This is a genomic window from Mesorhizobium sp. LSHC412B00 (assembly GCF_000503035.1).
Lineage (GTDB): Bacteria > Pseudomonadota > Alphaproteobacteria > Rhizobiales > Rhizobiaceae > Mesorhizobium.
In genome coordinates, this window is the sequence record NZ_AYWB01000002.1 from 289,060 (window position 1) to 315,454 (window position 26,395).

General features: G+C 63.2%; 21 protein-coding genes and 1 pseudogene. 7 read left to right on the forward strand and 15 right to left on the reverse strand.

All coding sequences use genetic code 11. From position 1 onward, the window contains the following. From X757_RS158930 to X757_RS158920, 3 genes are all read left to right on the forward strand, one after another. A complete protein-coding gene (locus X757_RS158930; protein ID WP_023725451.1) occupies nucleotides 1–786 on the forward strand; it encodes a coniferyl-alcohol dehydrogenase in 786 nt (261 codons plus the stop codon). Nucleotides 787–880: 94 nt separating this feature from the next. Next, the gene (locus X757_RS158925) at nucleotides 881–2,326 is read left to right on the forward strand and encodes an aldehyde dehydrogenase (protein WP_023725452.1); all 1,446 of its coding nucleotides are present in this window, start codon (nucleotides 881–883) and stop codon (nucleotides 2,324–2,326) included. Between the two features lie 253 nt (nucleotides 2,327–2,579). Continuing rightward, nucleotides 2,580–3,611, forward strand: a complete 1,032-nt coding sequence (locus X757_RS158920; RefSeq protein ID WP_023725453.1) for a hydroxyacid dehydrogenase — start codon at nucleotides 2,580–2,582, stop codon at nucleotides 3,609–3,611. A 300-nt stretch (nucleotides 3,612–3,911) separates the two neighbouring features. Here the strand turns inward: X757_RS158920 and msuE are convergent, their stop codons facing one another. Continuing rightward, complete coding sequence (msuE, locus tag X757_RS158915) at nucleotides 3,912–4,472, reverse strand: FMN reductase (protein WP_023725454.1); 561 nt, start codon at nucleotides 4,470–4,472, stop codon at nucleotides 3,912–3,914. Between the two features lie 125 nt (nucleotides 4,473–4,597). Beyond that, nucleotides 4,598–5,302, reverse strand: coding sequence for a glutathione S-transferase family protein (locus X757_RS158910; RefSeq protein WP_050589152.1), 705 nt, complete (start codon nucleotides 5,300–5,302; stop codon nucleotides 4,598–4,600). A 99-nt stretch (nucleotides 5,303–5,401) separates the two neighbouring features. Here X757_RS158910 and X757_RS158905 point away from each other — a divergent pair, with 99 nt between their 5' ends. Together X757_RS158905 and X757_RS158900 are read left to right on the forward strand one after the other, a co-directional pair. Beyond that, the gene (locus tag X757_RS158905) at nucleotides 5,402–6,289 is read left to right on the forward strand and encodes an AraC family transcriptional regulator (RefSeq protein ID WP_023725455.1); all 888 of its coding nucleotides are present in this window, start codon (nucleotides 5,402–5,404) and stop codon (nucleotides 6,287–6,289) included. Between the two features lie 107 nt (nucleotides 6,290–6,396). Beyond that, on the forward strand, nucleotides 6,397–8,043 hold the full coding sequence (locus X757_RS158900; protein ID WP_023725456.1) for an acetolactate synthase large subunit: 1,647 nt from the start codon (nucleotides 6,397–6,399) through the stop codon (nucleotides 8,041–8,043). A gap of 29 nt (nucleotides 8,044–8,072) precedes the next feature. Here the strand turns inward: X757_RS158900 and X757_RS158895 are convergent, their stop codons facing one another. From X757_RS158895 to X757_RS158870, 6 genes are all read right to left on the reverse strand, one after another. Further along, entirely contained in the window at nucleotides 8,073–9,443 is a 1,371-nt protein-coding gene (locus tag X757_RS158895) for an alpha-glucosidase/alpha-galactosidase (RefSeq protein ID WP_023725457.1), read from the reverse strand. Nucleotides 9,444–9,464: 21 nt separating this feature from the next. Then, a complete protein-coding gene (locus tag X757_RS158890) occupies nucleotides 9,465–11,132 on the reverse strand; it encodes an ABC transporter ATP-binding protein (RefSeq protein WP_023725458.1) in 1,668 nt (555 codons plus the stop codon). A gap of 10 nt (nucleotides 11,133–11,142) precedes the next feature. Then, complete coding sequence (locus X757_RS158885) at nucleotides 11,143–12,279, reverse strand: ABC transporter permease (protein ID WP_023687914.1); 1,137 nt, start codon at nucleotides 12,277–12,279, stop codon at nucleotides 11,143–11,145. Continuing rightward, the gene (locus X757_RS158880) at nucleotides 12,280–13,287 is read right to left on the reverse strand and encodes an ABC transporter permease (protein WP_023725459.1); all 1,008 of its coding nucleotides are present in this window, start codon (nucleotides 13,285–13,287) and stop codon (nucleotides 12,280–12,282) included. Between the two features lie 97 nt (nucleotides 13,288–13,384). After that, on the reverse strand, nucleotides 13,385–15,496 hold the full coding sequence (locus X757_RS158875; RefSeq protein WP_023725460.1) for an ABC transporter substrate-binding protein: 2,112 nt from the start codon (nucleotides 15,494–15,496) through the stop codon (nucleotides 13,385–13,387). Nucleotides 15,497–15,594: 98 nt separating this feature from the next. After that, entirely contained in the window at nucleotides 15,595–17,061 is a 1,467-nt protein-coding gene (locus X757_RS158870) for an alpha-glucosidase/alpha-galactosidase (protein ID WP_023687911.1), read from the reverse strand. Nucleotides 17,062–17,306: 245 nt separating this feature from the next. Here X757_RS158870 and X757_RS158865 point away from each other — a divergent pair, with 245 nt between their 5' ends. After that, entirely contained in the window at nucleotides 17,307–18,149 is an 843-nt protein-coding gene (locus X757_RS158865) for an AraC family transcriptional regulator (RefSeq protein WP_081727386.1), read from the forward strand. A 72-nt stretch (nucleotides 18,150–18,221) separates the two neighbouring features. Here X757_RS158865 and X757_RS158860 read toward each other — a convergent pair whose 3' ends face one another. The 7 genes and pseudogenes from X757_RS158860 to X757_RS01000000164575 all read right to left on the reverse strand — a co-directional run bounded on the left by X757_RS158860 (nucleotide 18,222) and on the right by X757_RS01000000164575 (nucleotide 25,357). Then, a complete protein-coding gene (locus X757_RS158860) occupies nucleotides 18,222–19,289 on the reverse strand; it encodes an ABC transporter ATP-binding protein (RefSeq protein ID WP_023685295.1) in 1,068 nt (355 codons plus the stop codon). A 3-nt stretch (nucleotides 19,290–19,292) separates the two neighbouring features. After that, entirely contained in the window at nucleotides 19,293–20,141 is an 849-nt protein-coding gene (locus X757_RS158855; protein ID WP_023668128.1) for a carbohydrate ABC transporter permease, read from the reverse strand. Continuing rightward, entirely contained in the window at nucleotides 20,141–21,064 is a 924-nt protein-coding gene (locus X757_RS158850) for a carbohydrate ABC transporter permease (RefSeq protein WP_023725461.1), read from the reverse strand. The genes X757_RS158855 and X757_RS158850 overlap by 1 nt, the downstream gene beginning before the upstream one ends. A gap of 231 nt (nucleotides 21,065–21,295) precedes the next feature. Next, nucleotides 21,296–22,573 (reverse strand): sugar ABC transporter substrate-binding protein, encoded by a 1,278-nt coding sequence (locus X757_RS158845; protein WP_023685297.1) that lies wholly within the window; start codon nucleotides 22,571–22,573, stop codon nucleotides 21,296–21,298. A gap of 26 nt (nucleotides 22,574–22,599) precedes the next feature. Then, nucleotides 22,600–23,796, reverse strand: a complete 1,197-nt coding sequence (locus tag X757_RS158840; protein ID WP_023725462.1) for a PLP-dependent transferase — start codon at nucleotides 23,794–23,796, stop codon at nucleotides 22,600–22,602. Continuing rightward, on the reverse strand, nucleotides 23,793–24,527 hold the full coding sequence (locus X757_RS158835) for a FadR/GntR family transcriptional regulator (RefSeq protein ID WP_023668124.1): 735 nt from the start codon (nucleotides 24,525–24,527) through the stop codon (nucleotides 23,793–23,795). The genes X757_RS158840 and X757_RS158835 overlap by 4 nt, the downstream gene beginning before the upstream one ends. 121 nt (nucleotides 24,528–24,648) lie before the next feature. Continuing rightward, a pseudogene (locus tag X757_RS01000000164575) lies at nucleotides 24,649–25,357 on the reverse strand (DJ-1/PfpI family protein). A gap of 86 nt (nucleotides 25,358–25,443) precedes the next feature. Between X757_RS01000000164575 and X757_RS158830 the strand changes: the two are divergent. Further along, nucleotides 25,444–26,391 (forward strand): GlxA family transcriptional regulator, encoded by a 948-nt coding sequence (locus X757_RS158830; protein ID WP_023725463.1) that lies wholly within the window; start codon nucleotides 25,444–25,446, stop codon nucleotides 26,389–26,391. The last annotated feature ends 4 nt before the right edge of the window (nucleotides 26,392–26,395 follow it).

Genomic DNA, 26,395 nt, shown 5'->3' on the forward strand with positions numbered 1-26,395 from the left:
ATGCTGTTCGGCAAGACCATCCTCATCACCGGTGTCGCCTCCGGTATCGGCGCCCGCACGGCGGAACTTGCCGGCCAACTGGGCGCTGACGTGATCGGCGTCGACGTGCGTGAACCGGCAGCATCGGCCGGCAGTTTCGTCAAGGCTGACATCTCATCCAAGGCCGGCGTCGACGATCTCCTCGGGCGCCTGCCGCAGCGCATCGATGCGCTCTGCAATGTCGCCGGCCTCCCCGGCAACACCGGTGCGGTGTCGACACTGGCCGTCAACTTCTACGGCCTGCGCGCGCTCTCGGAAGGCCTCGCACCAAGACTTCGTGAAGGCGGCGCCGTGGTCAACGTCGCCTCGATCGCCGGCTATGGCTGGCGCGCCAATCTCAACCGCGCGGCATCGATGGTCGGCATCGAAGGCTTTCCCGATGTGGCGAAGATGATCGCCGACCATCAGGTGAAGAACGAGGAAGGCTATCCCGTTTCCAAGGAGCTGCTGCTGTTGTGGACGCAGCGCGCCGCACATCAGGATCTGTTCAGGAGCCGCGGCATCCGCGTTAATGCAGTGAGCCCCGGCCCGGTCGAGACGCCGATCCTCAAACAGTTCCGCAATGTGCTGGGTGACGCCCGCGTGGACAGCGACATCGCCAGGGTCGGGCGCGCCGGAACCTCGGGCGACATCGCGCCTGTCGTGCTGTTCCTGTGCTCGGACGGCGCACGCTGGGTCAACGGCGCCAATGTGCCGGTTGACGGTGGGCTTGAAGCATCGATCAATGCCGAGGTGCTCGGCTTCTAGACCATGATCCCGAAAAGTGGGAGCCGGTGTTCGGATCAGATCGTGGTCGATAATAGATAGAAAAGACGCTCCACGGCGAGCGAGGGAGAGAACAATGGACATCGGACTTCTGATCGACGGCGACAAAAGGGATGCCTCCGGCTCAGCCTCTTACGAGCGCATGGACCCGTTCACCGGCAAGCTGGCGACCCGCGCTGCCGCAGCCAGCATCGCCGACGCCAATGCCGCGGTCGAAGCCGCTGCTGCCGCTTTCAAGACGTGGTCGAAGACCGGTCCGGGCGAGCGCCGCGCTTTGCTGTCCAAGGCGGCCGATGTCATGGACTCCAAGGTCGGCGAATTCACCAAGTTGATGATGGAAGAAACCGGCGCGACCTGCCCCTGGGCCGGCTTCAACGTCATGCTCGCCGCCAAAATGCTGCGCGAGGCAGCCGCCATGACGACGCAGATTTCGGGCGAGGTCATTCCCTCCGACAAGCCCGGCACGCTGGCCATGGCGATCCGCCAGCCGGCCGGCGTCTGCCTCGGCATCGCGCCGTGGAATGCACCGGTCATCCTCGGAACCCGTGCCATCGCCATGCCGATCGCCTGCGGCAACACGGTTGTGCTGAAAGCTTCGGAAATGTGCCCAGGCACACACCGGCTGATCGGGCAGGTGCTGGTCGAGGCCGGCCTGCCCAAGGGCGTCATCAATGTCGTCACCAATGATCCCAAGGACGCAGCGACAATCGTCGAGGCACTGGTCGCGCACCCCGCCGTAAGGCGTGTCAACTTCACCGGCTCGACCAAGGTCGGCAGGATCATTGCCGAACTCGCCGGCCGTCACTTGAAGCCGGCGCTGCTCGAACTCGGCGGCAAGGCGCCGCTGGTCGTGCTCGACGATGCCGACATCGACGCCGCGGTCAATGCCGCGACCTTCGGCGCCTACATGCATCAGGGCCAGATCTGCATGTCGACCGAGCGTCTGGTCATCGATGAAAAGGTCGCCGACGAATTCGTCGCCAAGCTCGCCGCCCGCGCCGCGCAGCTGCCTGCCGGCGACCCGCGCGACCATGTCGTGCTCGGTTCGCTGATCAGCGACCAAGCCGCCGACAAGATGGAAGAACTGGTTGCCGACGCCGTCGCCAAGGGCGCCAGGCTTGTGGCCGGCGGCAAGCGCACCGGAACCGTGGTCGAGGCGACATTGCTCGACCACGTGACGCCGGCGATGCGCGTCTATTCGGAAGAATCCTTCGGCCCGGTCAAGCCGGTGATCCGCGTCAAGGGCGAGGACGAAGCGGTACGTGTCGCCAACGATACCGAATACGGCCTGTCTTCAGCCGTGTTCAGCCGCGACATCCGCCGTGCCATGGCGGTCGCCGCGCGCATCGAAGCCGGTATCTGCCACATCAACGGCCCGACCGTCGGCGACGAGGCGCAAATGCCGTTCGGCGGCGTCAAGGGTTCAGGCTACGGCCGCTTCGGCGGCAAGGCCTCGATCGCCGAGTTCACCGACCTGCGCTGGCTAACCATCGAGGATCCGGGGCAGCACTATCCGTTTTGACTGCACCTTCTCCCACAGGGGGAGAAGGGAAGGAGCCCTCAGGGCCGTTGCCTGGCGAGCCAACGGATTCCCGCATCAAAACCCGGCAAGGCTCGAGTCGCGCGATCGGCGGCCCCTCCCGGAGTTGTAAATCGTTTAATCGTGGGTATTTTACCCCTCAAGCACATGCCGCCGGACGGCGGCAAGCGGTTTTGGGACTACCGCAAGTGCAAAGCAAAATACGCGATACGGATCGCGCCGGGGAGGAATCGTCATGCCAAACAAGGCCCTGCCGCTGGTCATCAGCGCGCCGGAACCACGCACGCTCGACCTGATCTTCACCCCACCGCAGCTGGCGCGCCTCAAGGCGCATTGCCGCGTCGTCGAGACGACGGCCGAGGGCGTGGCGAACTTGCCCGCCGACGTGCTGGCCCAAGCCCGCTATATTATCGGCCAACCGCCGATCTCGCCCGAGACCTTGGACCAGATGCAGGCGCTGCGTTGCGTCTTCAATGTCGAGACCAACCTCATCAACAACATGCCCTATGAAACGCTGTTTGCGCGCGGCATCCATGTCGTCACCACCGGCCTCGTCTTCGCCGAGCCGGTGGCCGAGCTTGGCCTCGCCATGGCACTCAACCTCGCCCGCAACATCGTCGATGCCGACCTCGCCTTCCGCAAAGGCGAGGAGCTGTGGGGCGGTGACGGCAATTTGACGGCGCGGCTTCTGTCCGGCGCCGATGTCGGCATCATCGGCTTCGGCGATCTCGGCCGTGCGCTCAACCGACTGCTGTCGGGTTTTCGCACCCGCACCAAGGTCTTCGATCCCTGGCTGCCGCCATCGATCCTGATCGACAGTGGCGTCGAGCCGGCCTCGCTGGACGAGGTGCTGTCGACCAGCGATTTCGTCTTCGTCGTCGCTTCGGTGACCTCAGAGAATCAGGGCTTTCTCGGTGCCAATGCTTTTGCCTCCATGCGCAAGGGCGCCGCATTCATCCTGCTCAGCCGCGCCGGAGTCGTCGACTTCCCTGCCCTGATGGCGGCGGTGGAAAGCGGCCACATCGTCGCCGCCAGCGATGTCTTCCCTGAAGAACCGCTGGCGCAGGACCATCCGGTCCGCACGATCCCCGGCTTCCTGCGCTCCGCCCACCGCGCCGGTGCGCTTGACATCGCCTTCAAGCGCATGGGCGACATGGTGCTGGAGGACATGGACCTGATCGATCACGGCCTGCCGCCTCTGCGCTCCAAGCGCGCCGAGCGCGAGACGGTGTCAAGGATGCGTTCGAAGCCGGCGGACAGGAACTAGTTGTCGCGAGAAATCCGCCTGAGATGGATTTCGCAGTTGGCCAAAACCCTTTGTCATCGCCGCTCAGGATGACCGGGAACCTTTGACTGGTATTGGCGTTTTTCAGCCCGGATCGCTCCCATTCGATCCAGACCCTACTATCGATACCCCGCCAGGCCTAGCCGGCGGGGTATTGATTTTGAAGCCAATCGGGTTGTGGGAGGCTTGGCCTACTCCAAGGAGGCTCGTCACGATTCGCGTCGCTGGCGGGCCTTTTTATTCACTCCCGAGCAAAGCCGGAGGCGGCCTGCCCGCCTCGCTCTATCCGGCAGCAACGCCGGCTGGCGAGCGATTGGCCAGCACCAGCCCGACCTCGCCGACAACCTGCTCGACGCGCTTCAGGATGGGTTCGGCCCGCAGCACGCCGTCGGAAAAGTCCTTGTCCGTGGCATAGACCCCTGTCGGCAGCGTCAGCGCCTCGAAGAAGCCGAACAACGGCCGCAACTGGTGCTCGACGATCAACGCGTGGCGATCATTGCCGCCGGTGGCAAGCAGCACCACCGGCTTGCCGCGCAAGGCGGCGGGATCGAAGAGGTCGAAGAAGTGCTTGAACAGGCCGGTGTAGCTGCCCTTGTAGGTCGGTGACCCCACCACCAGCACATCGGCATTGACGACGCTGTCGAAGACTGCCCGGGCCTGGCCGTCGAGATCGCGCGCCCATTTGGCAGCGCCGAGCGACGGGCCGAGGTCTTCGATGTCATAGGTGCTCGCCGACAGGCCATGCTGGCGCGCAATATCCCTGACAACCTGGTCGACAAAACCACGCGTCTTGGACGGCCTGGTGAAATTGCCGGAAAACCCGACGACGGTTGGATTGGGCATATTTCTCTCACCTCTCGCGGCGGGGTTTCATACCGCATATTTACAGGCTTGCGCCTGCCGCAAGAAGCAAGGATAGGCCCTCCAGCGCCATTGCCGGGGATTTTTTTTCCGTTTGCCCGCTCGTCTCAGGCCGCGAGAAGCCGGCCATAGGATTCCAGATAGAAGCCGGTTGACCTGGCGCAGGTCCGCACCGCCTCCCTGGCGGCAACCGTTTCCTGCCACCGCAGCAGGCGCTCGCATTCGGTCGGCATGACGAAGCCCAGATATTTCTCAAGCACGCACAGCTGTTCGAACCAGGGATAGAAGGCGATGTCGGCGGCGCTGAATTCCGAGCCCAGCAAAAACCGTTCGTCCGCCCCTCGCCTCGCAAAGGCATGCTGTTCCACAAAGCGCAGGGCGTCGGCAAGCTGGGCCTTGATCCGCTCATGAACCATAGCGTCGGAACTGTGCATCATGGTTGCCGTCCTGGCGTAAAGCTGCGTGTCGGCGAAACTGATCCAGATGCGCGCCTCAGCGCGGGCATGAGCATCCCTGGGGAAAATCGGCCGTTCGGGGAATGCATCATCGAGATATTCGCAGATGATCGCCGACTCCCTGACATATTGCCCCTGATGGCGCAGCAGCGGCACCTTTCCCGTCGGCGTGAGTTTCAGGAACCACGCCGGTTTGTTGCGCAGATCGATTTCGATTTCCGTCGCCTGCAGGCCTTTCTCGGCAAGGGCGAGCCTGACACGGTGCGCATAGGGACAAAGCTGCGCGACAAAAAGCTCGATTGGCGGCATGAATAACTCCTGAGTTTCGTTATCGCCGACAAGCGGCCTGTCGGGCATAGCTAGGTCCAATAAGGCCGGCGCGCTATTCGACAGCGTCTGGATTGATTTATCGATCGTCTGTTTCTGGAGCGAAGCGTGGATCTCCTGGCTACCCTCATGCGCGAATTGCACTTCGCAGCCGCCGGGTACCGGCGCCTCGAACTGGCCGCTCCCTGGGCGATCTCGTTCAGCCAGGCTGGGCTTCGCGGCATTCACGTCGTCATCAAGGGGCGATGCGAGGCGGTGTTCGGTGAGGAAGATGTCGAGCCTCTCGATGCCGGCGACCTGATCATTGCACCGCGCGCCGATCCGCATGTGCTGCGGTCGCCCGGCGCGCTCAAAAGCGCGAACGTCTCCGCCGCCGAACTGGCGACCCAAACCGCAGCCGGGCGTATTCGCAGCGGCGGCGAAGGCGAAAAGACCGTCATCCTGTGCGGCGCCTTCACCTTTCGCGACGCCGACCATCCGGCACTTGCCGGCCTGCCGCGCATCGTTCACATCCGGGGATCGAATGGCCGTCTGCCCAAATGGCTGCGTGGCTATGTCGAGGCCTTGCTGGTGGAAGCGACCGACGAAGGTCCCGGCAGCGACGTGGTCATGGCTCGCCTGTCTGGGGCCATCGTCACGCGCGCCTTGCGCTCCGGTCTGGAAAGCATGGACAATCCAGGTTGGCTGAGGGGATTGCAGGACCCCGCGATCGCCAGAGCGCTCGCCACCCTGCATGAAGCCTATGGCCACGACTGGACGATCGAGACCCTGGCACGCGCGGTCGGGCTCTCCAGGGCAACCTTTGCCGCCCGCTTTCGCGATCTCGTCGGCGAAGCGCCCATGGCCTATCTCTTCGGCTGCCGCATGCGGCAGGCCAGCCGGCTGCTGCACGAGGGCAAGAGCCTGGGCCAAGTCGCCGAGGCGGTCGGCTACAGCTCGGAAGCCGCCTTCTCCACCGCCTTCAGGCGCCACGCCGGCGTCTCGCCCGGCCAATTCAGGAAACGGAAGGATCTGTAAGGCAGAGCGATATTGGCGGCGGCCGGGCCTCGCGGTAGGACTTTGCCAGCACTATGTCTGATCATATCCCGACGCGGTTCGCCGCCGCTTTGCCCAGGAGATGCTTCGTGCCCAAAGGTTCTGACCTGCTTGTTGCCGCCCTCGAGAATGAGGGCGTCGATCGCATCTTCGGCATTCCCGGCGAAGAAAACTTGGACGTCGTCGAATCCATCCGCAAATCCTCGATCCAGCTCATCCTCACCCGTCATGAGCAGGCGGCGGCGTTCATGGCCGCCACCCATGGCAGGCTCACCGGCAAGCCGGGCGTCTGCATCACCACGCTCGGGCCCGGCGCCCTGAACCTGACGACGGGTGCCGCCTATGCGCTGCTGGGCGCCATGCCGATGATCATGATCACCGGGCAGAAGGGCATCCGGTCGTCGCGCCAGGCCCGCTTCCAGATCGTCGACATCGTCGCCGCGATGAAGCCGCTGACCAAGCTGTCACGCCAGATCATCTCGGCGAAGACCATTCCCGCCGTGGTGCGCGAAGCGTTTCGGATTGCCGAAGAGGAGCGTCCGGGACCGGTGCATCTGGAACTGCCCGAAGACATCGCGGCCGAGGAGTGCGACGATGTCGCGCTGATCCCGCCGCATCCGGTCGAGCTTCCGCTGGCCAGCCCGCTTGCGCTCGACCGCGCCGCCGAGATGATCATCAAGGCGCAGCGTCCGCTGGCGATGCTGGGCGCCGCCGCATCGCGGCCGCGCTCGACGTCCGACCTCGCCCAGTTCGTGATCAGGACCGGCATTCCCTATTTCACCACGCAGATGGGCAAGGGCACGGTGCCTGGCGGAACCGAACTCTACATGGGCACCGCCGCGCTCTCCGAGCGCGACTATGTCCATGAGGCCATCGAACAGGCCGACCTCATCATCACTATCGGCCACGACACGATCGAGAAGCCGCCCTTCATTATGGGCGACAAGGGACCGAAGGTGATCCATGTCGGTTACCAGCCGGCCAATGTCGAGCAGGTCTATTTCCCGCAGACCGAAGTGGTCGGCGACATCGGCGCTTCGCTCAGGCTGCTTGCCGACCGGATCGAGGGCAAGATCCCCAACGCGCAGGCGCTACTGCCGCTGCGCGAAGGGATTTTGAGCCGCATTGCCACCCGCGCCACCGAAGACCGTTTCACGCCGCAGCGCTTGGTGCACGATGTGCGCGCGGTGATGCCGGCCGATGGCATCCTGGCGCTCGACAACGGCATGTACAAGATCTGGTTTGCGCGCAATTACCGCACGCGCGTCGCCAACACTTTGCTGCTCGACAACGCCCTGGCCACGATGGGCGCCGGCCTGCCCTCGGCGATGACGGCCGCGATGCTCTATCCCGGCCGCCGCGTCATGGCGATCTGCGGCGATGGCGGCTTCATGATGAACAGCCAGGAACTGGAAACCGCCGTCAGGCTGAAACTCAACCTCGTCGTGCTGATCATCGAGGACAATGCTTTCGGGATGATCCGCTGGAAGCAGGCGGTCGACCAGTTCCCCGATTTCGGCATGACCTTCGGCAATCCCGATTTCGTCAGATATGCCGAGGCCTATGGCGCCAAGGGAACCAGGGTCGGCGCCGTCTCAGAAATACAATCGACGCTTGAACAGGCTTTTGCCGGCGGTGGCGTCCATCTCGTCGCCGTTCCGATCGACTATTCGGAGAACGAGCGCGTGCTGGTCGAGGAACTGCGCCACCGGTTGCCGGCGCCACCGGAGGCCTGACGGTGGAGTAGATACCGCCGCAGCAGCGCTCAGGCGGCCCGGACCTTGGCGCTCCCACGCGCCCAGGCCGGCAGCCAGTCGCCATGTGTCGCCAGCAACTCATCGACCAGCGCCCAGATCTGGTCGAGATCGAGTTCGGCGGCCGTATGCGGATCCATCATCGCCGCGTGGTAGATGTGCTCGCGGTTTTCGGTCATCAGCGCCTGCACCGTCAATTCCTGCACATTGATGTTGGTGCGTATCAACGCGGTGAGTTGCGGCGGCAGTTCGCCAATATAGGTCGGCTGGATGCCGGAGGCGTCCACCAGACACGGCACCTCGGCGGCGCAATTGTCCGGCAGCGAGGTGATGCAGCCATTGTTGCGGACATTGCCGTAGATCACCGAAGGCTCCCCGGTCCACACCGAGTTCATGATCGAGGACGCGTATTCCTTCGATTGCTCGACCTCGATGCGGTCGGCCGAGCGATAGGCCTCGGCCTGGCCCTTCCAGCGCTCAATCTGTTCGATGCAGCGCTTGGGATATTCGTCGAGCGGAATGCCGAACTTGTCGATCAGGTCGGGGCGGCCTTCCTTGATGAAATAGGGCGTGTATTCGGCGAAATGCTCGGAGCTTTCGGTGACGAAATAGCCGAGCCGCGTCAGCATCTCGTAGCGCACCTTGTTGGGGCAGCGCGGGTTCCAGCCCGGCTTCGGCGCCCTGCCCTCGCGATAGGCGCGGATCAGGTCCGGATAGAGGTTGCGGTAGGACCCATCCGGCTGCCGGTGCTCGAACTTCAGGTAGAAGGCCATGTGGTTGATGCCGGCCGAGCGGTAGCGTATCTCGTCGTAGGGAATGTCGAGATCGTGCGCCAGTTCCATCGCCGTGCCCTGCACAGAGTGGCAGAGGCCTACCTGTTTGATCTCAGGGTATTTCTCTGAGATCGCCCAGGTGTTGATCGCCATCGGGTTGACATATTGCAGCATGATCGCGTCGGGGCAGACGGCCAGCATGTCCTCGCAGATCTTCCACAGATGCGGCACGGTCCGGAGGCCGCGCATGATGCCGCCGACGCCGAGCGTGTCGGCAATGGTCTGGCGCAGGCCGTATTTCTTCGGCACCTCGAAATCGGTGATGGTGCAGGGCTCAAAGCCGCCGATCTGGAAGGCGACGACGACGAAGTCGGCGCCGGCGAGCGCCCTGCGCTGGTCGGAATAGGTCTCAGCCTTCGCCTTCACGCCCAGAGTCGCGATCAGCTTGTTGACAACGATGGCGCTCTCTTCCAGCCGCTGCGGATTGATGTCCATCAGCGCGATCGTCGCGCCTGACAGCGATGGCCGCTGCATCACGTCGCCGACAATGTTCTTCATGAACACGGTCGAACCCGCGCCAATGAAGGTGATCCTGGGATGTCTTGCCACTATTAAGCCTCCGGCACTTTGCTACGCCACGTCGAAGGCGGCCCTGACGAGCCGTTCGGTGTAGGCGGTCTTGGGATGGGTGAGGACCTCGTCGACGGGTCCCTGTTCGACGATCTTGCCGTTCTGCATGACGATGACGCGATGGCAGAGCGCGCGCACCACCTTGAGGTCGTGCGAAATGAAGAGATAGCTAAGGCCGCGTTCGTCCTGCAGCTTGCGCAACAAGTCGATGATCTGCGCCTGCACCGAAAGGTCGAGCGCCGATGTCGGTTCATCGAGCAGGATGAATTCGGGCTCCAGCGCGATGGCTCGGGCAATGGCGATGCGCTGCCGCTGGCCGCCGGAAAATTCGTGCGGGAACCGCGACAGGATATCGCCGGGCATGCCGGCGCTGACCAGGGCGTCGCGAACCCGACCGACCCGCTCGCGCCGTGTCGCGCCGATCCTGTTGACGACCAGCCCTTCCTCGATGATCTGGCCGATCGTCATACGCGGGTTGAGCGACGAGAACGGATCCTGAAAAACGACCTGCATGCGCGAGCGCAGCGGCCGCATCTCGGCGCGCGACAGGCCGTGGATCGGCTGGCCGTCGAAGCTGACCTCGCCGCGCTTGGCCTCGGTGAGCCTGAGCAAGGCGAGACCGAAGGTGGTCTTGCCGGAGCCGGATTCGCCGACCAGCCCCAGTGTCTCGTGGCGGCAAAGCTTCAGGCCGAGATCGTCGACGGCGACCAGTTCGCGCCAGTCCGGCTTCAGGAAGCTGCCATGGCGCAGCATGAAGCAGACGCGCATATCGCGGGCCTCGAGGATGGTGCCGCTGTTTTCCGGCAGCGGCTGCGGCTTGCCGTGCGGCTCGGACGCGAGCAGCCGCTTGGTATAGGCATGCTGCGGGTCGGCGAACAGCCGCTCGGTAACGTTGTGCTCGCACATCTCGCCATGCTGCATGACATAGACATAGTCCGAGAATTTCCGCACCACGGTAAGGTCGTGGGTGATCAGGATGACCGCCATCCTGAGTTCTTTTTGCAGATTGCGGATCAAATTGAGGATCTGTGCTTGCACCGTGACGTCGAGCGCTGTCGTTGGCTCGTCGGCGATCAGCACATCAGGGTCGTTGGCGAGCGCCATAGCGATCATCACGCGCTGGCGCTGCCCGCCCGACATCTGGTGCGGATACTGTTTGATGCGCGCTTCCGGCTCGGGGATCTGGACATGCCGCAAAAGCTCGAGCGCCCGCGCCCAGGCTTGCTTGCGGCTGACCTTTCGATGCACTCTGATCGCCTCGACGATCTGACTGCCGACCGTATAGATCGGGTTGAGCGAGCTCATCGGCTCCTGGAAGATCATCGAGATGCGATTGCCGCGCAGCTTGCGCCGGGCGCTCTCGGGGAATTTCAGTATGTCCTGCCCGCAATAGTCGATGGTCGAGTTCGGCGACACGGTGGCCCGCTTCGACAAGAGCCCCATGACAGCGCGCGCCGTCACCGACTTGCCGGAACCGGACTCGCCGACGATGGCGATCGTCTCGCCGCGATAGAGCTGGAACGAGACATCCTTCACCGCGTCGACGACGCCGTGCTCGACCTTGAAGGCGACCTCGATGTTGCGGGCATCGATGATGGGTTGGTCGTGGCGGCCGGCATGGTCGAGCCGGACGGCTGGTGCGAAGGTGGCTGCGAGCGCAACGGTCATCCCGGCCACCTCAATAGGGATCGACGGCATCGCGCAGGCCGTCGCCCAGCGCGTTGAAGGCAAAGACGGTGATCAGCACGAAGCCGACCGGCGACAGGATCCACGGATAGGTGCCGATGACCGAATAGGTAGCCGTGTCCTGCAGCATCAGCCCCCATGAGATCAGCGGCGGTTTCACGGCGAAGCCGAGGAAGCCGAGAAAGGCTTCGAGCAGCACCACCGTCGGGATGGCGATCGTCACGGCGACGATGACGTGGCTCATCACATTGGGAAAAATGTGCTGCATGATGATACGCATGTCGGTGGCGCCAACCGCCATGGCAGCGCGCACATAGTCGATCCGCGCCAGCGCCAGCGTCTTGCCGCGCACCTCGCGCGACATCTGCGCCCAGCCCAGCGCCGACATGACGATGATGACGAAGGCGAGGAAAACGTTGGTCGGCGCGGTCACCGGGATCAGCGTCGTCAGCGCAAGATAGAGCGGCAATTGCGGGAAGGCGAGCACCAACTCGACGAAGCGCTGCATCCAGACGTCGAAGCGGCCGCCGAAATAGCCCGAGACCATGCCGACCGTGGTGCCGATGACGGTGATGATGAACACCACCGTCAGCGCGATCATCAGCGAGACGCGCGAGCCCTGGATGGCGCGCGACAACACATCCCGGCCGAATTTGTCGGTGCCGAGAAAATGCACCGGCTGGCCGTCGGCCGAAGCGAAGAAATGCCGGTTGGCGGGGATCAGTCCAAGCAGCCGGTAGTCGGCGCCCTTGACGAAGAAGCCGAGCAGGCGCGGATGCTCGTAATCCGGCCCGACGACCGGCTGGAAGGTGACCGGGTCGAGGTCAGCAGAATCCGCCAGCGCATAGACCCGCGGCTGGAGCACGAAATTCCCGTCTCTGTCGTGAAAACTCATCACTTGCGGCGGGGCGAAAGCGACATCGGTCACCTTGGGGTCCATCGGCGCGAAGAAATCGGCGAATAGCGCCATCAGCACCAGAAGCACGACCAGGATCAGCCCGGCCATGCCGGTCCAGGAGCGCCTCAGCCGGCGCCAGACCAGCGCCATATAGCTCTCATTGCCGCGTGGGGTCGCAATCGCGGTTGCTTCAGCCGGGGGCGGCGGCGGGGATGGGTCACGCGCCAGCATCTAGCTCTCCCTGAACTGGCGTACGCGCGGATCGAGCAGCGCGAGCAGCATGTCGGCGATGATGTTGCCGACGATCAGCGTTGCCGACAGCACCATCATGAAGGTCGCCGTGACATAAACGTCGCCGACCGCCATCGAGCCGACAATGGCCGGCCCGACCGTCGGCAGCGCAAAGATGATCGCCGTCTCGATCTCGCCGGTCAGCATGTAGGGCAGCACCACGCCCTGATACATGATGAGCGGGTGCAGTGCGTTGGGCACGGCATGGCGCATGACGACGGCGCTGCCGGTCAGGCCCTTGGCCTTGGCCGTCTCGACATATTGCGCGTTCAGCGTATCGAGCAGATTGCCGCGCATGACGCGCATATTGTAGGCGAGCCCGCCGAAGGTGGCGATCGCCACCACCGGCCAGACATGCTTGACGAGGTCGGCGAATTTCGCCCACGACCACGGCGCGCCGCCATATTGCGGCGAGAAGAAGCTGCCGATCTCCGACACGTTGAACTGGAAGACCAGGAGATAGACGATGATCAGCGCCATCAGGAAGCGCGGCACCGTCATGCCGAGGAAGGAGATGGCCGACAGCCCCGAGTCGATCCATGTGTATTGCCTGGTCGCCGCCCAGATGCCGAAGGTGATGCCGAGCACCGACGCCAGCAGATGGCAGACCAGTGCCAGCAGCAGCGTGCGCGGCAGCCGCTCGCCGACCACGGCGGCGACCGGCTTGTTGTAATAGAGGCTGTAGCCGAAATCGCCGCGGGTGATGATGCCGGCGACCCAGTTCAGGTACTGGACGGGCAGCGGTTTATCGAGGCCGTGCTCGACCCGATAGGCTTGCGCCTGCGCGTCGGCTTCGGCAAAAGACGCCCCGCCCTGGTTGATGAGCTGCGAGCGGATATAGTCGGCATAGTCGCCCGGCGGCGCCTGGATGATGGCAAAGGTGACCAGGCTCAGGATGACCATGACCGGGACCGCCGATGCTATGCGCATGGCCAGGAATCGCAGCATCGGACCGTTTCTCCTCCTTGGATCTAATCTGTTGCCGCTGACCTTACTCCGTCCCGGCCGCGCGCAGCGCGGCCGGGCGTCAGCCAGGGGAGGAAACTCAGTTCGTCGGACCCTTGTCGCCGGGCTTGCCGGGAAGCTGGTCGGGAAAGAGTTCGTATTTCTGCTGCTTGTCGGCGGCGACGAAGACGCGTTCGCGCACGATCGAATCCTCGGCCCAGTTGAACATGAAGATCGGCGTTCCCTGCGGGATGTTGGAGAAGCGCTTGTTGATGATCAGGGCGCCGGGATATTCGGTCAGTCCGATATTGTAGACATGCTCCGTCGAGATCTTCTGGAACGTCTTCATCAGGCTGGCGCGCTCGTCATTGTCTGACGAGGAGACGAACTTGTTGACGATGTCGACAAGCTCCTTTTCGAACGGCATCAGGTCGACCACGCCGCTTTCGGGCGCGCGGTGATCCCAGCTGGTCTTGGGTCCGACGGGCGCGAGTTGCACGGTATTCTGCACGACGGAAGTCAGCTCCTGCTCGTTGCGCCTGATCAGCCAGTCGAAGCGGCCGGAATATTGCGAGGCATCACGCTGGGTGCCGTTGAGGCCGTTGAGCACGACCCTGATGCCAAGCTTTTCCATCTGGCCGACGACGCCTTCGGCGAGGCTCTTGTCAGTGCCGTAGTCATTGTTGACCAGCATCACGATCTCGACATTCTTGCCGCCGGCGGTCCCGGCCGGGAAGTTCACGAAGCCGTCGCCATCCGTATCCTTGAGACCAGCCTTGGCCAGTTCCGCCTTGGCGCCCTCGATGTCGAAGGGATAGTAGACGGTCGAGTTGCGGTCATAGAAGCTGGTGCCCGAGGAAAAGCCACCGGGGTAGATGGCGGTGAACGGCCCCTTGACCAGCGAGTCGCCGAGCGCCTTGCGGTCGAGCGCCATGGTGATGCCCTTGCGGAAGTCCTCATTGCGATTGAGCTCGCGGATCGCCTGGCCGCGTTCGTCGGGATTGCCCCAGCCATTGGCGGAAAAGTTCATGCGCAGATTGTAGCCGATCAGGCGCGGGCCAAAGGCGAGCCGGGCCGGCGCGTCCTTGTCCGCCGCTCGCTTCAGCGAAGCGACGAAATTCTCCGGCTGCTCGAGGTTGGAGAAGTCGGCGGCCCCTGCCACCGCCTGCACGTCGCGGTCGGCCCAGGTCGACAGCTTGTAGTGCAGTTCGTTGAGATAGGGCAGCTGGTTGCCCTTCTCGTCGACCTTCCAGTAGTAGGGATTGCGGCGCAAGACGATGATGTCGTCGGGCCTATACTCCACCGGCACCCAGGCACCCATCACCGGAATGTTCATATATTCCGGCGGGAACGCGTTCTTGAACTGCTCGTAGGTATTCTTCGAGTACTTCGGATGCTGCGGCTTCAGGATATGCGCCGGGCCGGGGCAGAAGGTGCCGTAGGCCATGGCGTAGAGATACTGTTTGGGGAAAGCGTCCTTGAAGGTCCACTCGACGGTGTAGTCGTCGACCTTCTTCAGCGTCGTGCCGACACCGAAGGTTTCCGCTGTGGCGCCGTTCAACGGCGAGACATTGGGGTCGACGACCTCATCGTCCCAGTAGAACATGACATCGTCGGCATTGAAGGCAACGCCGTCAGACCATTTGGCGCCTTCGACCAGGTGCATGGTCAGCGTGTGGCCATCCTTCGACCAGTCCCAGCTCCTAGCGAGGTTGGGCAGCGGCTCGGTGTCCTTGGCCTCGACCTGGAACAAAGGCGCGGTGCGCGTCAGGCATTCCGAAAGGCCGATGTCGATGCCGCCCCATCCTTGGGTCTGGCCGGCGCCATAATTCCAGCCTTCCGGCCGGCCGCCAATGACGTGGCGCATGGTGTCGCCATAAACGCCGATGCCGTCCGGCATGTTGCCGGTCTTGAACACCAGCGGCTCCTTCGGCAGGCGATCCTTGACCGGCGGCAGCTTGCCAGTCTTGACGTATTTCTCGGTGACCCACTCGGGCTCGTGATATTCGGGCAGCGCCTTGAACTCCAGGATGGAATCGCGGGCGACGTATTTGATTTTGCCCTCGGCGGGAAACGCCGCCGGCGCCGGCGGCGTGGTCGGCTCGGACGCGTATGCACTGCCAAGCGCCAATGCCGAGACGCTCAGCGCCAGCCCGGCGAGAATGCCAATTCTTCGCCCGGCGAGAATGCCAATTCCACGAAAGTTCCTCATTGTGTTCCTCCCAGATGTTTCGACGTCTGCTGCTGCCCGCATCTATTCATGATGGCTGATTGGCGAACCGGCCTCCCGCTGTCCGCCTGCCAGCATTCTCAGCCGGCCTGTTTCAGGGCCGTTTTTTCGGCGCGCAGTTCCTCGATCGAGCGCACTTTGCGCCGCGCCGCACCCGCCCAGTCGCGGGTTTTCACCATCGATTTCGAAAGCCGCTCCTTGGCGGCCGGCACGGCATCGGCGTATTGCGGCAGCCAACGCGCCTGGGCGACGACCATCTCGTCGACCATCTGCCAGACCTCTTCCGGCGTCGACACCGCACCCACCAGCGGATCGTGCAGCACCGCGAGCTTGAGCAGGTCAATGTCGCCCGTAACAGCCGCATGCACCGACATGCGCTGAACGTTGATCGAAGCCATGCAGGTGGCCGCGCAGGCTTCCGGCAGCGTGATGCCTGACGCCATGTTGATGCCGAAGCGATCGACGAAACCGGGCGATTCGATGATCGCGTCCTGCGGCAGATTGGTGATGATGCCGGTGTTCTTGACGTTGAAGTGGCCGCGATAGACGCGGTTCGTCTCCAGCGCTTCGAGAATATGGCTGGCATGCTCGTTCGAGCGCTTCGATACGTCGAGCGGCTTCGACGCCGCTTCGAGGAATTGCGGATATTCCGTCTCGAACCAGTTGCGGGTTTCCGTGGAGTAGCGAAGATAGCCGCCGGTCTCGCCATGGATCCAATCGGACATGTCGATCCAGCGGGTGATTTCGTCCGGCCGCTTGCGATACCAGGGCAGATATTCGGAGAGATGACCGTTGCTTTCGGTGGAGTAGACGCCGAAGCGCTTCAGCACGTCGATGCGCAGCTTTTCCTGCTGCGAATAGACCGGATGCGCCTCGAAGGCAGCCACCAGTTCGTCCTTGCCGATCTTGCGGCCGTTGAGCCGCAAATCGATGAACCAGGTCTGGTGGTTGATACCGGAGCAGACATAATCGAGTTCGCTGTGCGACTTGGCGCCGAGCACTTCGGCGATCTGTTCGGCGCCGTGCTGGACACCGTGGCAGAGGCCGACCGTATCGACCTTGCCATATTCGATCGCCGCCCAAGTGTTCATCGCCATCGGGTTGGCATAGTTGAGGAATTTGGCGCCTGGCTCGGCGACCTCCAATATATCCTTGCAGAAGTCGAGGATGACCGGGATGTTGCGCTGGCCGTAGAGGATGCCCCCGGCGCAAATCGTGTCACCGACGCACTGGTCGATGCCGTATTTCAAGGGAATGCGGATATCGTCGGCATAGGCTTCGAGCCCGCCCACCCGCACGCAGCTGATGACGTAGCGCGCGCCTTCCAGCGCCTTGCGGCGGTCGGTCGTCGCCGTCACCCTGGTCGGCAGCTTGTTGGCCTCGACGATGCGGTCGAGGATCGCCTTGATCATTTGCAGATTGTGTTCGCTGAGATCGGTCAGCGCGAATTCGATGTCGCTGAATTCCGGGACGCACAAAATATCGGTGAACAGCTTCTTGGTGAAGCCGACGCTGCCGGCGCCGATAATAGCGATTTTGAAACTCATCACCTCACCTCGATGCATTCGAATGCCGGGTAAGGAGCAACAGAAAGGGAATGGCGGCTCGCCTCGGCGCGCATGCCATTCGAGCCGGAATTCCGGCTCGTTCTCCTCCCCGCCCGCTCCTCGACCGCGGGTCTTTCGCGTTCTCAGGATTTGGATTATGCCGTTATTCCAGGGCGCGGCCAGAGAACGATTATGCTTTCGAGGGTAATTTTGTGCTGCATGATCTGATCGCCAACGGACAGTTGATGCGCACCATCTCGCTGCCGCGCGGCCGCCAACGCCTGCATGCCATGCCAACCAGCACCGGCTATGAAGTACGCGAGGGCGTGACCTATGACTGGGATGGGCGCAAGCGCGGCCAGACACCGTTCACCGTGCTGCAGCACACGATCAGCGGCACCGGCCAGCTGCGCTACGAGAACCGCAACTACCGCCTGCAGGCCAACGACACGCTGCTGGTGCTGGTGCCGCACAACCATCGCTACTGGCTGGAGAAGGGCGACCGCTGGGAATATTTCTGGATCTCGATGAATGGCGAGGAGGCGCTGCGCGTCCACAAATCCATACTCAGCGTCTCCGGCCCGGTGTTTCGGCTGCAGCCGGAGACGATCGATCATCTCGCCGATTGCAGCCTGCGCCTGATCAAGGGCGGCGCTTCGCCTGGCGCTGCTTCGGCAATCGCCTATGAGGCGGCGATGGCGCTTTACGACGATGTCTTCGGCTCGCACGCCTTCACTGAGAAACAGAGCGTCATGCAGCCGGTCATCGATCATATCAACGCCAATCTCGACAAGCCCTTGCCCGTGGCCGAGCTCGTCCAGATCAGCGGCCTCAGCCGCGCCCATTTCTCGCGCTGCTTCGCCGAGAGCGAAGGCGTTCCGCCGGCCGAGTTCGTGCTGCAGCAGCGGCTGCAGCGGGCGGCGAAGCTGCTAACCAAAGCCGATTTCCTGCCAGTCAAGGAGGTCGCCATCCTGTGCGGCTTCGAGGACGCCAACTATTTCTCGAAAGTCTTCCGCCGGCTCTACGGCATCAACCCGACGCAGTTCCGCACCACCGGCATGTATGCCAGCCTGGGCAGCCTTCAGTAGAGCATGATCTCGAAAAGTGGATACCGGTTTCCGGAAGAGATCATGCTCGGAAAACAGGCCGGATGGCCGCCATCACCCGATGCGATTGCCACTTGCGGGATCGAACAGATGCAGCGCCGCCGGATCGGCAGACAGTCTTACCGTGTCGCCCGGCCGGATAGTGCTGCGTCCCATGACGAAGACACAAACCAGCTGGTTGGCGAGCCGGACATAGAACTGCGTCGACAGGCCGAGCGGCTCGACCACCTCGACCTCTGCCTTGAGCGGACCATCGTCGGCAAGCTGGATGTGCTCCGGCCGTAGCCCGACAGTAAGCACATCGCCATCCTTCAACGGCAAGCCATCAGGCAACCGCAGCTTCTGGCCGTCGGCCAGCACCGCGTCCACCTTGCCGCCCTTGGCCACTGTCGCCGGAAAGAAATTCATGCCGGGCGAGCCGATGAAGCCGGCCACAAAAGTATTGATCGGCCGATCGTAGAGTTCGAGCGGATGGCCGACCTGCTGCACATAGCCGTCATGCATGACGACGATGCGGTCGGCCATAGTCATGGCTTCGATCTGGTCGTGGGTGACATAGACCGATGTGGTCTTGAGCTGCTGGTGCAGCGCCTTGATCTCGGCGCGCATATGCACGCGCAATTTGGCGTCGAGATTGCTGAGCGGCTCGTCGAACAGAAACACTTTGGGATCGCGCACGATGGCGCGGCCCATGGCGACGCGCTGGCGCTGGCCGCCGGACAGTTGCCTGGGCAGACGGCCGAGGAAACTGTCGAGGCCGAGGCGCTTGGCCGCCGCCCCTACCCTGCCGTCGATCGTCGTCTTCTCCGCCTTCTTCAAAAGCAGGCTGAAACCCATATTCGACGACACATCCATGTGCGGATAGAGCGCGTAGGACTGGAACACCATGGCAATATCGCGGTCCTTCGGCGCGACATCGTTGACCAGCCGATCGCCGATATGGATCTCGCCGCCCGACACCTCCTCCAGCCCGGCAATCATGCGCAAAAGGGTCGACTTGCCGCAGCCGGACGGGCCGACCAGCACGACGAACTCGCCATCGGCGATCTCGAGGTCGACGCCGTGCAGGATGCGCAGCGAACCGTAATCCTTCTCGACGTTTTGCAGCGTGACGGAAGCCATCGATTATCCTTTGACCGCGCCGGCGGTGAGGCCGGTGACGAGATAGCGTTGCAGGAAGGCGAAGAAGATGCAGACCGGGATCAGCGCCAGGATCGACGCCGCCATCATCTGCCCCCAGTCCACGGCGAACTTGCCGATATAGGTGAGCAGGCCGACGGCAAAGGTCTTCTGGTCGTCGCTGGAGATCAGCATCAGCGCGAACAGCAATTCGCTCCAGGCGGCGGTGAAGACGAAGCCGAGCGTGGCGCCCATGCCGGGCAAGGTCAGCGGCACGATCACCTTGCGCATCGCCTGCGCCCGCGTGCAGCCGTCGATCATCGCCGCTTCCTCCAGATCCTTCGGAATGCCGTCGAAGAAGGACTGCATTAGAAAGGTGGCGAAGGCGGTGTTGAAGGCGGTGTAGATGATGATCAGACCAACCAGACTGTTGGTCAGGCCAAGCTCGCCCATGACGCGGTAGATCGGCGGAATGACCATCACCAGCGGGAAGGTTTGCGTCAGCAAAAGCATGATCGCCAGCGTTGCCTTGCCGCGAAAGGTGAAGCGCGACATGGCGTAGCCGGCGAGCGTGGCGATGACTGTCACCAGGGCCGCCGTCGACACCGAGACGATAACGCTGTTGAGGAAATAGCGGGGGAAGTCAGAGGCTTCCAGGACAGTGATGAAGTTGCGGAAGGTGGTCTGCGACGGCCACAGCGTGATGCCCTCGGAATAGAGCAGCCGCTCCGGCGTTACCGAAATCTTCAGCGTCCAGAAGATCGGAAACAGCGCAAAGATCATATAGGCGGCAATCGCCGCGTAGAGGCCGATGCCGCTGAAGATGCGCGAGGAGGTGGAGCGTCCGGCAATCATCAGACGTGCCTCACCAGCAAGCGGCGGATGGCGATCAGCGCGATCGCATAGGCGATGAGCAGTACCAGTAGCAGCACCGCCACCGCGGAGGCATAGCCCTTGTCCAGCGACTTGAAGGCGCTGACATAGATGTAGACCGGCACCGTGCTGGTCGAGCCGGCCGGCCCGCCCTCGGTCATGACGAAGATCTGATCGGCTAAGGTCGCGATCCAGATCGTACGCAGCATGACGGTGATGACGATGGTCGGCGCCAGGAACGGCAGCGTCACCTTGGTGAAGCGCTGCCAAGGCGAAGCGCCGTCGATTGCGGCCGCCTCATGCAGTTCCGACGGGATCGACTTCAGCGCCGCCAGCAGCGTGATGGCGAAGAACGGAATGCCGAACCAGATGTTGGCGATGATCGGCCCCCACATGGCGGTCGCCGGATCGGACAGCACATTGGTCGGCTCGGCCTTCAGCCCGAGCGTGAAGAGCCAATGCGGCAGTGGTCCGATGATCGGATTGAACAGCCACGCCCAGGTCAGGCCCGACAGGAAAGATGGCACCGCCCAGGGCAGGAACACCACCGCCTGCACGAACTTGCGCCCGACAAACGGTTTGTCGAGCAGCAACGCCAGACCCAGGCCGAGGAAGAACTGGAAGAACAGGCTGGCGACGGTCCACCACAGCGTGTTGACCAGCGCCTGCCCCAGCACCTGGTCGGTCAGCATCGCCTGATACTGGCCTAGACCGACATATTCGGATTTGAAGGCGGAGAACTTCCGGAACGAATAGCTGATGCCGATGATCAGCGGCACCAGCAGCACCACGACCAGCAGAACGATCGCCGGGCTGAGATAAAGCCAGGGCTCGATTGCTGCATGCGTCAGCCGCTTCTTTCGCGGCCGGCCGGCGGATCGTATTTCGGACACGGCATAAGTCATTAGCGCTCAACAATCATGGGTGGGTGCCGACAGCGGCAACAGCACCCTTCTCCCCGTTCACGGGGAGAAGATGCCGGCAGGCAGATGAGGGGCGGCGCCAGCCTTGGGGTGCTCGCGCTGCCCCTCATCCGGGCCTGTCTGTGCATGTCGTTGTCCCAAAACCGCTACGCACTTTTGGGCGACATGCATTCGGGCCACCTTCTCCCCGTAAACGGGGAGAAGGTGGAAGAACTACTTCTTGTTCTTGGCCAGCCAGTCCTGCTGTTCCTTGGTCAGGAACGCGGCCCATTGATCGGCAACGTCCTTGGCCGACTTCTGGCCGAGCAGCACTTCCTGGAAATTCTTGATCGCCACCTGGTCGACGAAATTGCCGAGGTTCTCCAGATGTGTCGGCGGCGTCACCATTTCATATTTGGAAGTGTCGCTGAGTTCGGTGAACCAGCCTTTGAACTGCTCGGTCTTGAAGTGGGCATCCTGGTCGGCGCCATTGTGGATCGGCACGACGCCGACTTCCTTGGCCCATTCGAGATTGTCCTTGGGCGACAACAGCGTCGCCATCAGCTTCCAGGCATCGTCCTTGTGCTGCGAATTGGCGAACATCGCCCACCCGGCATAGCCCAGCGTCGGATAGGATTTGCCGCTTGGCCCCACAGGCAGCGGCGCCACGGCAAAATCGTCGGCACTCATCTTGTCGGCAATGCCGATCAGCGCATCGGGATCCTGGTTGAGCATGGCGCAGGTGCCGGAATAGAAGCCGGTGACGGTCTCGTTAAAGCCCCAGCTCACCGCATCCTTGGGCGCCAGCCCGTCCTTGTACATGTCGGCCAGCATCTGCAGGCCCTTGACCGAGCCCTCCTCGTTGATGGTCGAGGTGCCGTCCTCGTTGAAGTAGCCGCCCTTGCCAGCGGCGATGTTCATGAACATGTGCATGCCGTTGAAGGCGCCCGGCCCACCACGCAGGCAATAGCCGTACTTGCCTGGAATGGCGGAGATCTTCTTGGAGTCGGCGATGAAGTCGTCGAGTGTCGCCGGCGGGCCGTCGAGACCGGCCTCCTTGAACAGCTTCTTGTTCCAGAACAGCGCATTCACATAGTAGCCGTACGGGATCATGAACTGGGTGTTGTTGACGGTCGAGCCGAACTGCTTGGCGCGGTCGCCGAGCGTTTTGGCATCATCCCATTTGGCCATGTAGGGACCGAGATCCTCGAGCTGGCCGTTGGTGGCGTAGAGGCCCATCCAGCGCTCCGGCATCTCGACGATGTCGGGCGTATCGCCGGCCTGCACCATGGTGAGGAATTTCTCGAACGCCTGGCCCCAGGGCAGCGAGACCACCTCGACCTTGACGCCGGCATTGGCGGCCTCGAACTCGGCGATCTGCTTCTTCAGGAATTCGGTGCGCTGCGGGCTGGTGATGACCTCGACCAGCTTGAGGGTGGTGTCGGCCAATGCGCCGCTGGCGGACATCGCCAGGCCGGCAGCGGTGGCAAGCATGATGCTCAGTCGTTTCATGTTCAGAACTCCCATTTTGAACCCAGTCATTTTTTTGCTTTGTCGAAGGCCTGGCCGATGTCGACCCAGAGGTCTTCGACGCTTTCCAATCCGACATTGAAGCGGATGGTTCGGGGGCTGACGCCGAAGCGCGCCATCGAATTGAGACCCGGTGTCTGCTCGAGCGAGGCCTTTGCCGGCACGACGAGGCTTTCATGACCGCCCCAGCTGACGCCGATGCGGAAAAATTTCAGCGCATCGACGAAAGCGGGAATGTCGACATCCTCCGTCACCTCGAAGGAGAACAGCCCGGCATAGCCGGCAAGCGTCTTCTTGCCGGGATGGTTGGAATAGGCGGGATGATTGACCCGCTCGACCTTGTCATGCGCCTTCAAGCGCTCGGCGATGATGAGCCCGCTCTTCATGTGATGCGGCAGTCTCAGCGGCAGCGTGCGCAGGCCGCGCAACAGCAGCCAGCCCTCGAAGGGCGACAGCTTTGCGCCAAGCTGCGAGTAGGTCTGGTCGTTGATGTGCTTGATATGGGCGGCCGAACCCGCCACCACACCGGCGACGGTATCGCTGTGGCCGCCGAGATATTTCGAGGCCGAGTGCAGCACCAGATCGACGCCGTGCAGGATCGGCTTCTGGAACACCGGCGTCGCCCAGGAATTGTCGATTGTGGTGACGATGCCCTGCTCTTTCGCCAGCCGCGTCAGATGTTCGAGATCCTGCAGCTCGAACATCATCGAGGTCGGGCTTTCCAGGTAGAGCAGTTTCGCACCGGGAAGTGCCGCGGCCACCGCATCCGGATCGGAGCCGTCGACATAGTCGACCTTGATATGCAGGCGCGGAAACAGCCGCTCGAACAGTCGGTAGGCGTCGCCATAGCAATTGCGCACCGCAAGGATGCGTTCGCCTGCGCCGACGAAAGCCAGCAACGTCGCGCTGATCGCAGCCATGCCGCTCGAAAAACCACGTGCGGCTTCAGCACCTTCAAGCGCTGCGACGCGCGACTCGAATTCCATCACCGTCGGATTGTCGCCGCGCGAATAGATCGGCTGTTTCCTGCGCCCGGCAAAGGTGTCGGCCATGTCGGCATAGCTGGCGAAGGTGAACAGCGAGGTCTGGTAGATCGGCGGCACCACCGCATTGCCGGGGAACGGGTCGTCATGCGCCAGAAGCGTCGCCGCCTCGGCAAGATAGTCGCTGCCGGAAATGCCTGGGTCGAAGCTGTGCTCGTTCATGTGCGGACCGAAAGTTTGAGGTTGGCGGCGCCGCGCTTCAAATCGTCCTCGACCGTGGCGATCAGCTTCAGCGCTTCGGCCCGGGCGCCTTCCGGATCGTGCGCGGCGATGCAGTCGAACATGGTGCGGTGGTAGGGAAAGCTTGCGTGGCCGAAATCGCGCACGCCGAGCGGATGTTCCCAGAAGCGGTGGAACAGTTCGTGCATGGCGGCGATAATCTGCTCGAACAGCGGATTGCCGCAGGCGCGGTAGATCGCCTGATGGAATTCCCAGTCCTCTTCCGACGACATGCCGGCGCGGCTGAGAAACTCTTCCTCCATGATGTCGAGCTTGCGCTCGATCTCGGCGAGGTCGTCCTTGTCGGCACGAATGGCGCAAAGGGCGGCGGCTTCCGCTTCCAGCGCGCGGCGGATTTCCAGCGTGCGCATCAGGCCGGTGAAATCATTGCCGCCGGCAAGCGTCAGCGGCATGTGCAGCATGTCGAGCGAGACGGCGGCCTTGAGATAGGTGCCCGAGCCCTGCCGGCGCTCGACCAGGCCAAGCCCTTCCCAGCGCGTCAGCGCCTCGCGCACCGTGTTGCGGCTGACCTTCAGACGCTCAGCGAGGATGCGTTCGGTCGGCAGCCTCTCACCGGGTTCCAGCTTCTCGCGCATGACGAAGCCGGCCAACGCCTTCAGCACCGCGTCGTCGCGGGCCGTCGTCTGGATCGGCGGAAGGCTGAATTCGGTCACCGGGGCTATTACCGAAGTGGTTCAATGGTCCAACCAATTTCTGCACAGACGAAGGGACCTGTCAACAGTGGAAACGCAGCGAGGCCGAAGGGCCAGGGGATGCACCTTCGGCCTTGCTGCTTCAGCCGTGGATGGGCGCCGGCGCAGCGGCGGCGCGAGCCTCGCGCCAGCGAGCGAAGATTGCCTCGCGAACCCGCCTCGAAGCAGAGAGGCGCTTTTTTTGCCTGCGCCAGCACCGCAGGCGACGCCTCGGCGGGCGTGCCGGACCGAAAGGGGGGAGCCGGGGCGTATTCGAGCGAGAGCTGCACGATCTCGGCCTCCTCCTGTCCAAGCAGCCTCGCAACCAGCGCCAGGCCGAAGTCGATCCCCGAAGTGACGCCGCCGGCGGTGATGAGCTTGCCGTCTTCGACGATACGCTCGTCGACCGGGATCGCTCCGAACTCCTCAAGGAAATCATGCGCATACCAGTGCGTGGTCGCGCGCTTGCCCCTCAGCAGTCCGGCCGCCCCAAGCACCAGGGCACCGCTGCAAACGGAGGTGATGTAGCGCACCTGCCCCGCGCGCTCCCACACGAAATCGAGGACTGTCTGGTCCTCCAGCAGCGCGTTGACCCCGCCCCCGCCAGGAATGCACAGCACGTCGAGGGGCCGGCAATCGTCAAAGGTCGCGGTTGGCGTCAGCGAGAGGCGCGTCGATGACGTCACCGGGTTGCGATCCTTCCAGATCAGTTCCACCTCGGCATCCTTGGCCGATGCCAGGACTTCGTATGGGCCGGTGAGGTCGAGTTGTTGGACGTCGGGGAATACGAGGATGCCGAAACGAAGGGGCATGGAAATCTCCGTGGGTTGACTTCCGGCAATCTACGGCATCATGGTTTGGCACGATTGCCATTCATCCCTCGCTTCGGGCCAAACCAATGCGCCGTATCGAAGTACTTGCCTATCCCGACATCCAGCTCCTCGACGTCAGCGGACCGCTGCAGGTCTTTGCCAGCGCCAATGATTTCAAAAGGCAGGCCGGCGAACCGGCTCCTTACGAGGTCGTGGTCGTCGCCGCCTCACCGCGCATCCGGACATCGGCCGGTCTCGTGCTGGAGGCAGCAGTGCTGCCGGCGAACGGAGGTAAGATCGACACGCTGGTCGTGCCCGGCGGATGGGGCGTCAACGCGGCCTGCGACGATCCCGTGCTGATCCAGTGGATCGCCAGCCGCTCGCGCGATGCCACGCGAACCGCTTCCGTCTGCAGCGGCGCCATGCTGCTGGCGACGGCTGGCCTGCTCGACGGGCGTCGCGCGGTGACCCATTGGGGACGCTGCGCGGAGTTCGCCCGCCGCTTTCCCGCGGTCCGCCTCGAACCTGACCCGATCTTCATTCGTGACGGCAATGTCTGGACATCAGCTGGTGTAACGGCGGGGATCGATCTCGCCCTCTCCCTCGTCGAGGCCGACCTTGGCCGGCACACGGCGCTTGCCGTGGCGCGCGAATTGGTGGTCTTCCTGAAACGTCCCGGTGGCCAGGCGCAATTCAGCCAGCCCCTCAAGCTGCAGCAAGGCGACGGACGCTTCGACCGGCTGCATGGCTGGATCCTCGAAAATCTGGCCGGTGACCTGTCGCTCACGCAGTTGGCCGACCACGCCAATATGAGCCCGCGCAGCTTCTCGCGGCGCTATCGCGAGGCCACCGGCCGGACACCTGCCCGCGCGATCGAGGAGATCCGGATCGAGGCGGCGCGGCGGATGCTGGAGCGGGGCCAGCCCGTCAACCAGACGGCCCGCCGCTGCGGTTTCGGCTCGGAAGAAACCATGCGGCGCGGCTTTCTGCGCGTGCTGGGCACCAACCCGCGCGCCTATCGCGAGCGTTTCTGATCGC

Coding starts and splice junctions, on each gene's coding strand:
- X757_RS158925 (WP_023725452.1), top strand. CDS start 881: ATGGACATCGGACTTCTGATCGACGGCGACAAAAGGGATGCCTCCGGC.
- X757_RS158905 (WP_023725455.1), top strand. CDS start 5,402: ATGCGCGAATTGCACTTCGCAGCCGCCGGGTACCGGCGCCTCGAACTG.
- X757_RS158885 (WP_023687914.1), bottom strand. CDS start 12,279: ATGCTGGCGCGTGACCCATCCCCGCCGCCGCCCCCGGCTGAAGCAACC.
- X757_RS158920 (WP_023725453.1), top strand. CDS start 2,580: ATGCCAAACAAGGCCCTGCCGCTGGTCATCAGCGCGCCGGAACCACGC.
- X757_RS158850 (WP_023725461.1), bottom strand. CDS start 21,064: ATGACTTATGCCGTGTCCGAAATACGATCCGCCGGCCGGCCGCGAAAG.
- X757_RS158930 (WP_023725451.1), top strand. CDS start 1: ATGCTGTTCGGCAAGACCATCCTCATCACCGGTGTCGCCTCCGGTATC.
- X757_RS158860 (WP_023685295.1), bottom strand. CDS start 19,289: ATGGCTTCCGTCACGCTGCAAAACGTCGAGAAGGATTACGGTTCGCTG.
- X757_RS158840 (WP_023725462.1), bottom strand. CDS start 23,796: ATGAACGAGCACAGCTTCGACCCAGGCATTTCCGGCAGCGACTATCTT.
- X757_RS158890 (WP_023725458.1), bottom strand. CDS start 11,132: ATGACCGTTGCGCTCGCAGCCACCTTCGCACCAGCCGTCCGGCTCGAC.
- X757_RS158830 (WP_023725463.1), top strand. CDS start 25,444: ATGCGCCGTATCGAAGTACTTGCCTATCCCGACATCCAGCTCCTCGAC.
- X757_RS158865 (WP_081727386.1), top strand. CDS start 17,307: ATGCGCACCATCTCGCTGCCGCGCGGCCGCCAACGCCTGCATGCCATG.
- X757_RS158845 (WP_023685297.1), bottom strand. CDS start 22,573: ATGAAACGACTGAGCATCATGCTTGCCACCGCTGCCGGCCTGGCGATG.
- X757_RS158875 (WP_023725460.1), bottom strand. CDS start 15,496: ATGAGGAACTTTCGTGGAATTGGCATTCTCGCCGGGCGAAGAATTGGC.
- X757_RS158870 (WP_023687911.1), bottom strand. CDS start 17,061: ATGAGTTTCAAAATCGCTATTATCGGCGCCGGCAGCGTCGGCTTCACC.
- msuE (WP_023725454.1), bottom strand. CDS start 4,472: ATGCCCAATCCAACCGTCGTCGGGTTTTCCGGCAATTTCACCAGGCCG.
- X757_RS158910 (WP_050589152.1), bottom strand. CDS start 5,302: ATGCCCGACAGGCCGCTTGTCGGCGATAACGAAACTCAGGAGTTATTC.
- X757_RS158880 (WP_023725459.1), bottom strand. CDS start 13,287: ATGCTGCGATTCCTGGCCATGCGCATAGCATCGGCGGTCCCGGTCATG.
- X757_RS158855 (WP_023668128.1), bottom strand. CDS start 20,141: ATGATTGCCGGACGCTCCACCTCCTCGCGCATCTTCAGCGGCATCGGC.